Annotated in this window: 9 protein-coding genes; 5 read left to right on the top strand and 4 right to left on the bottom strand. The window is 51.6% G+C overall.

Annotated features, from left to right (window positions below):
* Positions 1–329 precede the first annotated feature (329 nt).
* From IPL17_RS14030 to IPL17_RS14020, 3 genes are read right to left on the bottom strand one after another with little or no spacing between them, the layout of a single operon-like run.
* On the bottom strand, positions 330–1016 hold the full coding sequence (locus IPL17_RS14030) for a hypothetical protein (RefSeq protein ID WP_345307704.1): 687 nt from the start codon (positions 1014–1016) through the stop codon (positions 330–332).
* Entirely contained in the window at positions 1001–1291 is a 291-nt protein-coding gene (locus IPL17_RS14025) for a hypothetical protein (protein WP_345307703.1), read from the bottom strand. Before IPL17_RS14025 ends, IPL17_RS14030 begins: the two co-directional genes overlap by 16 nt.
* 13 nt (positions 1292–1304) lie before the next feature.
* Positions 1305–2828, bottom strand: coding sequence for a PQQ-binding-like beta-propeller repeat protein (locus IPL17_RS14020; protein ID WP_345307702.1), 1524 nt, complete (start codon positions 2826–2828; stop codon positions 1305–1307).
* A gap of 382 nt (positions 2829–3210) precedes the next feature.
* On the opposite strand from IPL17_RS14020, the gene IPL17_RS14015 reads away from it, so the two are divergent.
* Positions 3211–4017: a GNAT family N-acetyltransferase gene (locus IPL17_RS14015; RefSeq protein ID WP_345307701.1), complete on the top strand. Its 807-nt coding sequence runs from the start codon at positions 3211–3213 to the stop codon at positions 4015–4017.
* Between the two features lie 83 nt (positions 4018–4100).
* Here the strand turns inward: IPL17_RS14015 and IPL17_RS14010 are convergent, their stop codons facing one another.
* Positions 4101–4382, bottom strand: a complete 282-nt coding sequence (locus IPL17_RS14010; RefSeq protein WP_345307700.1) for a hypothetical protein — start codon at positions 4380–4382, stop codon at positions 4101–4103.
* Positions 4383–4746: 364 nt separating this feature from the next.
* Here IPL17_RS14010 and IPL17_RS14005 point away from each other — a divergent pair, with 364 nt between their 5' ends.
* The 4 genes from IPL17_RS14005 to IPL17_RS13990 all read left to right on the top strand — a co-directional run bounded on the left by IPL17_RS14005 (position 4747) and on the right by IPL17_RS13990 (position 9508).
* Entirely contained in the window at positions 4747–5781 is a 1035-nt protein-coding gene (locus tag IPL17_RS14005; protein ID WP_345307699.1) for an ROK family protein, read from the top strand.
* A gap of 245 nt (positions 5782–6026) precedes the next feature.
* Positions 6027–7697, top strand: a complete 1671-nt coding sequence (locus IPL17_RS14000; RefSeq protein WP_345307698.1) for an ABC transporter substrate-binding protein — start codon at positions 6027–6029, stop codon at positions 7695–7697.
* Between the two features lie 6 nt (positions 7698–7703).
* Positions 7704–8630 carry an ABC transporter permease gene (locus tag IPL17_RS13995; RefSeq protein ID WP_345307697.1) on the top strand — a complete coding sequence of 309 codons (927 nt, stop codon included), beginning with the start codon at positions 7704–7706 and terminating at the stop codon, positions 8628–8630.
* Positions 8627–9508, top strand: a complete 882-nt coding sequence (locus IPL17_RS13990; protein ID WP_345307696.1) for an ABC transporter permease — start codon at positions 8627–8629, stop codon at positions 9506–9508. Before IPL17_RS13995 ends, IPL17_RS13990 begins: the two co-directional genes overlap by 4 nt.
* Positions 9509–9521: the final 13 nt, after the last annotated feature.

Genomic DNA, 9521 nt, shown 5'->3' with positions numbered 1-9521 from the left:
TAAGTAACTGTAAGGTAGAGCTGGTCTTGGATAACAGGAAGGAAAAAATGCTTAAGAAAAAGAACCTTGAAGATAATGGAATTAATTTTGTCAATCTATTTGGTTGATGGATGAGCATGTGTTTCGTGAGCTCTGTATCCATTGATTTTCTGGCAATAGGGCTTCCCCGTTGAAATTTCATGATCAATAAAAGCGCCTGCGCGAACGATGGCGCAGGCGGTTTTACATATTTGATTAGCGTATCTTCTCGTTATATATTGGGTACACATCCAGCATCACATATACCCGAAGCTTTTCAGGCAATACCAGATCAGCGGGCAGGATCAGCGTCACGGAGCGCACGTTCCCGGATTCATCTTCTGCTGTTGATAGATTGGCCTTGTAGTCCATGTAGACCGCTTCGTTCGTCGCAGGATCCACCAGCACCAGACCGGCGCGATGTTCAGCTGCCAGATATGAAACACCCGGGTCGAGGGTAAAGCTGGCGGTGATCGAACCCGCAGACTCCTGCTTGGCTGAGAGAAGGCAATATCGGAAACCTGGATGCCGGCCGGCGCTGAATTGGCCGCGCCATCATACATGCGGGTGACGTAGGTGCCAGCCACCAGCATATCCTTGTACCAGTTGTTGGCCAGGCCGGCGATCACCAGGTATGGGCCGAAGGTCGGAATGGAGAGCGTATCTGTCGAGGCAAAAGCCGCAGGACGTGTGGTGGTTCCATCCGCGTTGAAGGTGCCGCGCAGTTCAAATAGATTGAAGGGAATGTTGATGCCTGTGATCGGCATCGGGAATTTCTGATCGATCGCGATGAAATCCGCGCCTTGATATCGTCCGTTAAGCGGCAGCGTGAAATCACTCTGCGGGTCGGGGACCAGGCTGCCATCCTCGGTGCGTTTCGCACCGATCGCCCAGAGGACGAATTTTCCCTGATCCTTGGCGTCTGACGGAGTGATCAGCACCGGCGCAACGATCCATTCTATGTAATCAAAACCGATCTGGTTCAGGCTGGGCAGCATGGGCGGGATGGGCGCGGCCAGGCGCGTCCACTCAAAGCGCTGGACCTTGGCCGCGTCCAGCTGAGGGGCAGGGCTTGCGAAGAATCCTCAACCTCGAAATTGAACTCACCGCCAAACCTGCCGGACTTGGATCCACCGATCGTCATATTGCCTAGCCGCATGCCGCCGGTGTAATAGCTGCCATCCACTTTGAGGCGGTATGTTTGCCCTGGAGAAAGAAATTCCTGCGGGCGGATATAAATATATTTTCCATCCGCTGAATGCTGGACATCCAATGAGACAGCCGGGTCAAGGCTGACAGTCAGGGCATCCTTTGGACAGCCGAAAGGTGCATCGCAGATGCGTGCGCCGATGGTGTTTGCCGTTTTCGCGGACCACCAGACGCAGGGTCAACATGGAGGAGGAGGGTAGTGCGGCTGGTAACTCGGCGCTGGTGTTGCCGCCCGGAGATACATAATACAGGCCGCTAAAAGTTTGCGGCAGGTTGGATGTGTCGGTACAGCGCGCATCCTTTGCATTCAGACAGTAATCGTAGGGCAGATACCAGAACTGGCCGTGCTCACCGCCCACATAAATGCCGGTCTTCCCGAGGGCCACCGAACCGTTCAGGTCATTGCGGTCAGCGAGTTCAGCTTCCTTCGATGTCGTGTCAAACGCCCAGCGCAAAGAACCGTCGGAAACATTCAATGCGTACAACTTCCCATTGCCATCCCCGAAGTAGACGATCTTGCTTCTGCCGTCCGCAGAGAGTCCGAGCGCGGGAGAAGAACGGATCGGGTCGCCTGTATCGTATTTCCAGAGCAGGCTGCCATTCGGATCAACCGAATAGAAGGAGCCGTCGGCGGAACCGAACAGGATCGCGCGTGTGTTTCCATCGGAGTCTGAGTCGAGCGCGGCTGAGGTGTAGATGTGATCGGAAGTGGGGAATTTCCATTTAACAGATCCTGTTTGTGGTTCGATGGCATACAGGTTCGAATCAAAACTGCCGATGTAGACCGTGCCGTCCGATCCGATCGCGGCTGAGGCGGCGATAAATCCGAGGGTCATATCCTTCCACAATTCCGTGCCATCGGGTGCAACGGCGCGCACGTAGGTATCGTTCGATCCCCAGAAGATCGTACCGTCATCAGCGAAGGCGGCCTGTGACCAGTTGTTGGAGGTGGTGGGGTAGGTCCATTTCAGCGTGCCATCCGGATTGATGGCGTAGTATAAAAAGTTGGTGTTGCCGGCATAGAAGGTGCCATCGTATCCGACCGCCACATTTCCCTCGAACCAGCGGTTGTAACTGATCTCCGGGCGCAGTTCCGCTTCGTAGATCCAGAGGGGTCTCTCGGTCATTTCCATTTGCCCGGTGCGGAAGTGGTACATGCGCCCATCACCGGAGATAAAAGTGATCGCGCCGGGCGTCAGCGCACCGGCAGAGTCGATGATCTCGCCGGTTTCATATTTCCAGTTGAGCGAACCATCAGGATTGAGCGCGTAAAAATAATGATCGGCGGAGCCAACATAGATCATTCCATCTGCATCAATAACGGGAGTGGTGAAAAGCCCTTTGCCGGTTTGAAAGAACCAGGGCTGGTCGCCTTGATACACTGCCGGGATTGGGCTTGACGCGCTGTTGCGCCGATCACGGCGGAAGGTCGGCCAGGGGGAGTCCGCCTGGACGGGCACATCATATCCATATGGCAGGGATGGCTCGGCGGGCTTCATGGTGACATGCTCAACAGGCTTCCTGCTTTTTGTGTTGATCCAGATGCCGGCGAGTATCGCAACGAAGAGCAAAATGACAACAACAGTGCGGTTTTTTTTCATGTTCCACTCCGGATGAAAGATAGGGGAAGTATAGCCGGGGAAGAAAAAAAACGGGACTGCCAGGGCGGTTCGCATACAAAACGGATTACCAGCGAGTGATACCCGTTTTCATGGACAAGGAATTTATCCTGCTTAGTTCGGATTTGCCTTGCGCAGCCTGTAAATGCAAGAGCGATCCACACAATGCAGACCGATGACACCTGAACGGGTTTATGCCTGGTGAAATGATAAGAGATCACTTTGTTCAATTGAGTTGCTTTCTTAATATTTTGAAATTGTAGTTCAAAGTGACGTATTATAAAAGTTCAACTTGCCGCCAAGTTCAGCCGGCGAGATGATGTCATCAACGGATTTCTAAAAGTATTCCAAAGTAAGGATCACAATGGAAGTTCGATCATTAGGGTATCGTACTGATTTAATTTTTCCAAAATTCGACGGCCAGATCCTGGACCGCGGAGATTATCTGGTTATTCTGACTCCAACAAACCCAACTTTTTATTGGGGAAATTTCCTGCTTTTCTCCAAACCGCCCGGCGCTGGTGATCTTGAAAACTGGAAGGCCATTTTTGCCAAAGAAATCGGACCACCAATAAAGGTCGAGCATCTGGCCTTTGGCTGGGATACCATGCATGGCGAGATGGGTGAGATCAAACCCTTCCTGGATGCGGGCTTCAACTTGGGTCAAACGGTGGTTTTATCCACCGAGCAGGTGAAAGTCCCGCCCAAATATAATCCGGAGATCGAGATCCATCCGTTGACCGAAGACTGGGAGTGGGAGCAGGCTACGCAGAACCAGCTTGCCTGCCGCCTGCCTGAACACAGTTTGATTGATTACGAAATCTTTAAGCGCGATCAGATGCAGCGCTATCGCCAAATGACCAAAGTCGGGCGGGGATTTTGGTTTGGAGCTTTTCTGGATAACCGGTTGGTGGCAGAGTTGGGGATCTTTTCTGATGGAAACATTGGCCGCTTTCAACAAGTGGGCACCCACCCCGATTATCGCCGTCGCGGTATTTGCGGCACACTGGTGTATCAGGTCAGTCATTACGCGTTTGAGAACATGAAGGTTGAAACCCTTGTGATGGTGGCGGATGAGAATTACCATGCCGCCAGGATATACGAGTCGATTGGTTTTCAACCTAGGGAACATCAGGTTGGAGTTGATTGGTGGAAGAAAAGCGGACTGTGAGTGCAGGAACCAGTTTTATATCAACGGCGTATCAGTGCCCATCGGGAAAATAAAGATGCCTTTGGCTTCCTCCGCTTTGGAAATTACAGCCGTTTTGTGAAGATCATCTGATCATCACCCATCGTATAGAAATCCTTGATGGACGCCTTGATCGTGTATCCCATGCTGAATAGGAGTTGTGAGTCGGGTGTGCCTGAGGTCTCAGAAATAAGTATGTGGCCGTTCAATTTGCATATTTCCTCCTCGCTGGCGGTCAGTGATCCGCGCCCGATCTGGTTGCGGCAAGCCTCTGGGTCAACGGCGATCCAATACAGGTCAAACACGCCATCGATAAGGTCACGCGGACCGTAACAGGCAAAACCCAAAACATGATCTTATCACCGATCCATGATACCCAGGGTCTCATATAGGCAGGCGCCCCCCTTCTCAGAGTCGCATGATGAGAGAATTTCCTCAATGGCAATCTTTGTATCAAATGAGCCATCCCTGAGGTAAAATCCCTGTGTAAAATCTCAAAAGCTTGGCGGTAGCGAGCCCACTCAAATGTTTCGACAACGTACAAAATGGAATGATGTCCCTTATGAAAGCATTAAAAAGGGAGTGGAACATTATTTGAGCTGGGTAATGTGAACACTATTCAAGAAATATTCCAGGCGTGAAGTAGCTATCGGCGATCACTTGCGGATTTTGCATGAAAGAAAAAACTATCATGGAAGGTAAAGAGAACATATGAGTAAAATTGTCTATATTGGTACCGATGGCGGTGCGACTACATCGAAAGTAGGAGGGGTGAGAGGCGATGGATCAACCATCTCTACAAAATTATTGCAAGCCTCCACAAATTCGGCTCACGGTCCCGAAGCCGTTGTGCGTAATTGGGTTATGGCCATCAACACTTACTTATCCCAAAATAACCTGACTTGGGACCAGGTCGGGGGGGTGGGATTGGCTGTTCCTGGGCCATTTCAGCGTTATGGCGTTTTTGATCGTTCGGCCAACTTGCCCGAAGATTTCGCCGGATTTGATGTGCATTCAGCTTACAGCAATGCCTTATCTGAACGCGCCGGACGTGCTATTCCATTAACAGTTGGTAACGACGGCAACATGGGCGGCGTTGCAGAAGCCCAGCATGTGCGCGGTGACAGCAGTGGTACAGTGCTTATGCTTGCTCCAGGCTCCGGGCTGGGATGTGCATACATTGATCAAAGCGGATTAGCCTTGGATGGCGACACCCTGGCAGGAATGGAAGCCGGACACATGCCCGCCCCTCTGCATTTGCTTGGCACAACGAAAGCCTACCCCTGTGGCTGCGGGCGCACTTGGGGATGTGTCGAAATTTACACATGCCTTGCTGGCTTGCCCTACCTGCTTGCTGAAAAACTGGATCAATATCCAGAACATTTTCTGGCGAAATCACCTCTCGGACCCAAGGAACGTGCCTTTGCTCTTCGCGGATTAGCCCAAAAAGGTGACGAACTCGCAATAGAATTGTTCGACTTCCAGTCCAAAGCATTGGGATTGCATGTCGCAAATCTAGCTATGGCGCTCGACCCAAAATTTGTGGTTATCGGCGGAGGGTTGATGGATCCAGAAGCAACCACGATTACTTTCCGTGAGCGTTATTTGAGCATCGTGCGATCAACTGCACGCGAATACCTGTGGCCCTACCAACGTGATTCTATTAGTATCGTCCCTGCGGCGCTTGGCGACCTTTCCCAAGCTATCGGCGCAGCGTTGGCAGCCATGTACAAGGACAAAGGATAGAACCGCCTACACCCCCCCGGGGCCCGCGCCCCCGGGGACCGCGGTGCGGTTTGATAAAGCGAAGCACGCTCACTTGTGACACACAGAGATTTGTTTTACTCTGTCACTCTAGGCGCATGCATCAAGTGTAAGCTCCCGCTGAAAACAAAATCCATGCCGGTTATGCGAATATTACCCGTGATAAAATCACATCACGGGTAATCGCTGTGCATGATAGATTCCCCGACTAATTCAAGGAGATGAAAATGAAGAGAAGTATATTTAAGATTGCATCCATCATTATTTTGACCGGATTGGTCTTGACTGCTTGTGGTGGAAACGCGGTCACGACTGATGTTCCTGCTGCAGAAGTACCCGCTGCGCAGGCAACCGAAGCCCCTGCGGTCGCAACGGAAGTGGCGGCCCCCTCGGGTGGCTTGCTTACCATTGGTATCGCGGTGGAGCCGGAAACCCTTGACCCAGGTGATGCTGTATATGTTCAGGAGCAATTCATCCTTATGAGCTTGTTCGATTCGCTGCTATCAATGGCCCCTGACGGCTCGCTTCATCCAGGACTCGCTACTGTATGGGAGCCGAATGAGGATTTTTCTGAATTCACCTTTACACTGCGAGCTGATGTGACCTTTCATGATGGTACCGCATTTACTGCGGAAGCGGTCAAGGCATCTTTTGATCACATTATGAGCGAAAGTGTGCTCGAGTCTGGCGGAAAATCCCTGTTGCAAGATCATCAATATGTTGAGACGGTTGTTGTTGATGATACCCATGCGACTGTTAAATTTGCCGCTTCCTACCCCTCCTTTTTACGTGATGCTGCGCGCCAGTGGTTGAGCATTTCCTCTCCCGCTGCGCTCGCAAAGTTTGGACAGGATTATGGCCGCAATCCTGTCGGTACTGGTCCGTTCAAGTTTGTTCAGTGGGATGCGCAGTCACAGATCGTGCTTGAACGTAACCCCGACTATAACTGGGGGCCCGAGTTTGCTGCCCATGAGGGACCGGCCAATCTTGACCAGGTGGTTTTTCGCATTTTGCCCGAAGCGGCTACTCGCTTCACTGCGTTTGAGACTGGAGAAATCCTTATTGCCAGTGAGCCGCCTGCGCTGGATGCGATCTCGATCGCTGAATCCGGTGCTGCCCAACTCCAAACATTTGCCCAACCCGGCATCCCTGCCATTCTGATGATCAATGCCACGAAAGCACCGACCAATGACATCAACGTCCGCAAGGCGATGATTCTTGCGGTGAATCAGGATGAACTTGCTCAGACCGCTTTCCAAAGCCTTGGTTTGCCTGCCTACAGTGTGATCTCTCCGACTACATGGGGCTATGATAAGGAATCGGATAATCTGTATCGCTTTAACCTGGAAGAAGCTGGCCGCCTGCTCGATGAATCTGGCTGGATCGACTCTGATGGTGACGGCATCCGCGAAAAAGGCGGTGAGAAGCTCACCATTGACTGGCCTGATAATCCCGCCTGGTCTGAAGCTTTCAATGAACTTCTAGTGGGTTACCTGGCAAACGTTGGTTTTGATGTGCAGTACCGCTCCATGGATGATGGCGCTGCGTATGAAGAACTTCTGGCTGGAAACTACAGCCTCGTGTACATGTATTGGACCCGCCCCGATCCCTCCCCGCTGCGTTATCTGTTCCATTCTGAAAATGCAAATGGCGGAGGCGCATGGACCAATTTTGTGAGCGAGGAACTGGATGCGGCTCTCGCAGACGGCGATACTCAGACCGATGAAAATGTCCGCAAGCAGGATTACATGACAGCGCAGAAGATCATTATGGAAAATGCGCTCGTCCTGCCCATGTTTACTGTGAACACTTCCTATCTCACATCGCCTGTTGTTCAAGGCTTTGGTTTTGATTTGGAAGGCTATCCCTGGATCTACGACATCTCCATCTCGCAATAAGGTTGAATGTTTAGCTATCTGATCCGTCGTCTGTTTACATCCATCTTGGTACTCTTTGGAGTTTCAGTACTTGTATTTTCGGTCATCCATTTAGTACCTGGAGATGTCACGATGGCGATCCTGGGACGTCAGAAAGTATCTGTAGAAAAAGTAGCCGAGCTGCGTGAGCAGCTCGGCTTAAATGATCCTTTGTATGTGCAGTATGGGCGCTACCTTGGCAAAGCAGTACAGGGCGACCTGGGCGTCTCAATTCGAAACTATCAGCCTGTCTCCAAGTCTATCGGTGACCAACTGCCAAGCACGGTCGCGCTTGCTATATCAGCTCTCTCCGTGGCATTGGCGATTGGCGGCACACTCGGATTGCTGGCCGCGCTGCGTCATGGTTCCTGGTTTGACACGCTTATCATGAGTTTATCAGTCAGCGGACTTTCAATCCCTACTTTTTGGCTGGGACTGCTTCTCATTATTTTATTCTCTGTAAAGTTAAAACTATTTCCAAGTATTTCGAATGATTCAAGCGCCGCCGCTCTCTTCCTGCCTGCGCTGACATTGGGTCTGCCAGAGGCGGCTGTTGTCGCCCGTATGGTCCGCGCCAGTCTGCTCGATGTGCTCAATAAGGACTACATTATCACAGCCCGTGCCAAGGGATTGCCGGAACGATTGGTCATCTTCAAGCACGCTCTTCGCAATGCGTTGATTCCCGTTGTGACTTTTCTTGGTTTGCAGATGGCATATTTGCTTGGCGGTGCGACCATTGTAGAAACCATGTTCGCGCGCCAGGGTATTGGACGCCTGGCAGTGCAATCCATCTTTAGCCGTGACTATCCGATGGTGCAAGGCGTGGTTCTCGTTACTGCCGCGATCTACGTTCTCATCAATACCCTGACCGATATCACTTATGTTTTTTTGAATCCGAAGATCCGCCTCAAATGACAGCAGACATATTAAAGCAACGTTCCAATTCGCCCGGCGCCCGTCTGTTCAGGCAGATCCTTCGTAATCGCAGCGCACAGATCGGCGGAATTTTGCTGATCCTGCTCGTCTTTTCATCCTACGGCGCACCGCTCTTCACCGACAAAGATCCCAATAAAACACAGCCGGCGCTTGCATTGAAGCCGCCTAGTCTATCATACCCAATGGGTACCGATGGGATTGGACGCGATAACTTTGCCCGTTTTCTATATGGCGGACGACTCTCCCTGCGTATCGGCCTTGTTGGCATCACGATCGGCGCATTGCTGGGTATCACATTTGGATTGATCTCTGGTTATGCAGGCGGCTGGCTCGACTCGTTCATTTCATGGTTTACCGATGTGCTCATGTCGTTCCCGGATATTCTTTTGGCATTGGCCATAATCGCCATCCTGGGACCGGGGATCACAAATGCCATGTTAGCCATCGGCATCGCCTTTGTGCCGTCGTTTATGCGCCTGACTCGCAGCAGCGTTTTGTCTCTGCGTGAGATGACTTATGTGGAAGCAGCGCGTGCGTTGGGAAGTTCTGATGCACGGATTTTAGTCAAGCATATTCTGCCCAATTCAATTCGCACCTTACTGGTATTGATTACCCTTGGAATTGGTTCATCCATTTTGGCTGGCGCAGCCCTTAACTTCTTGGGCTTGGGGGCGGAACCTCCCACTGCGGAATGGGGTGCCATGCTCAACGCTGGAATGAAATATGTGCGCCAGGCTTGGTGGCTGACCGTTTTGCCCGGTGCTGGAATATTCCTGGCCGTACTTTCCATCAACCTGATCGGTGATGCCATCAGCGATGCGGTGGCTGGAACGACCATCCTTTCGGACAAAAAATAATTCTCATGAGGTT

This window comes from Candidatus Villigracilis saccharophilus (genome assembly GCF_016711665.1).
This window is presented reverse-complemented; position numbering and strand designations above follow the sequence as displayed.

Excerpts from the sequence above, each read along its gene's own strand:
- IPL17_RS14030 (WP_345307704.1), bottom strand. The coding sequence starts at position 1,016 with ATGCTGCCCAGCCTGAACCAGATCGGTTTTGATTACATAGAATGGATC.
- IPL17_RS14020 (WP_345307702.1), bottom strand. The coding sequence starts at position 2,828 with ATGAAAAAAAACCGCACTGTTGTTGTCATTTTGCTCTTCGTTGCGATA.
- IPL17_RS14015 (WP_345307701.1), top strand. The coding sequence starts at position 3,211 with ATGGAAGTTCGATCATTAGGGTATCGTACTGATTTAATTTTTCCAAAA.
- IPL17_RS14005 (WP_345307699.1), top strand. The coding sequence starts at position 4,747 with ATGAGTAAAATTGTCTATATTGGTACCGATGGCGGTGCGACTACATCG.
- IPL17_RS14000 (WP_345307698.1), top strand. The coding sequence starts at position 6,027 with ATGAAGAGAAGTATATTTAAGATTGCATCCATCATTATTTTGACCGGA.
- IPL17_RS13995 (WP_345307697.1), top strand. The coding sequence starts at position 7,704 with ATGTTTAGCTATCTGATCCGTCGTCTGTTTACATCCATCTTGGTACTC.
- IPL17_RS13990 (WP_345307696.1), top strand. The coding sequence starts at position 8,627 with ATGACAGCAGACATATTAAAGCAACGTTCCAATTCGCCCGGCGCCCGT.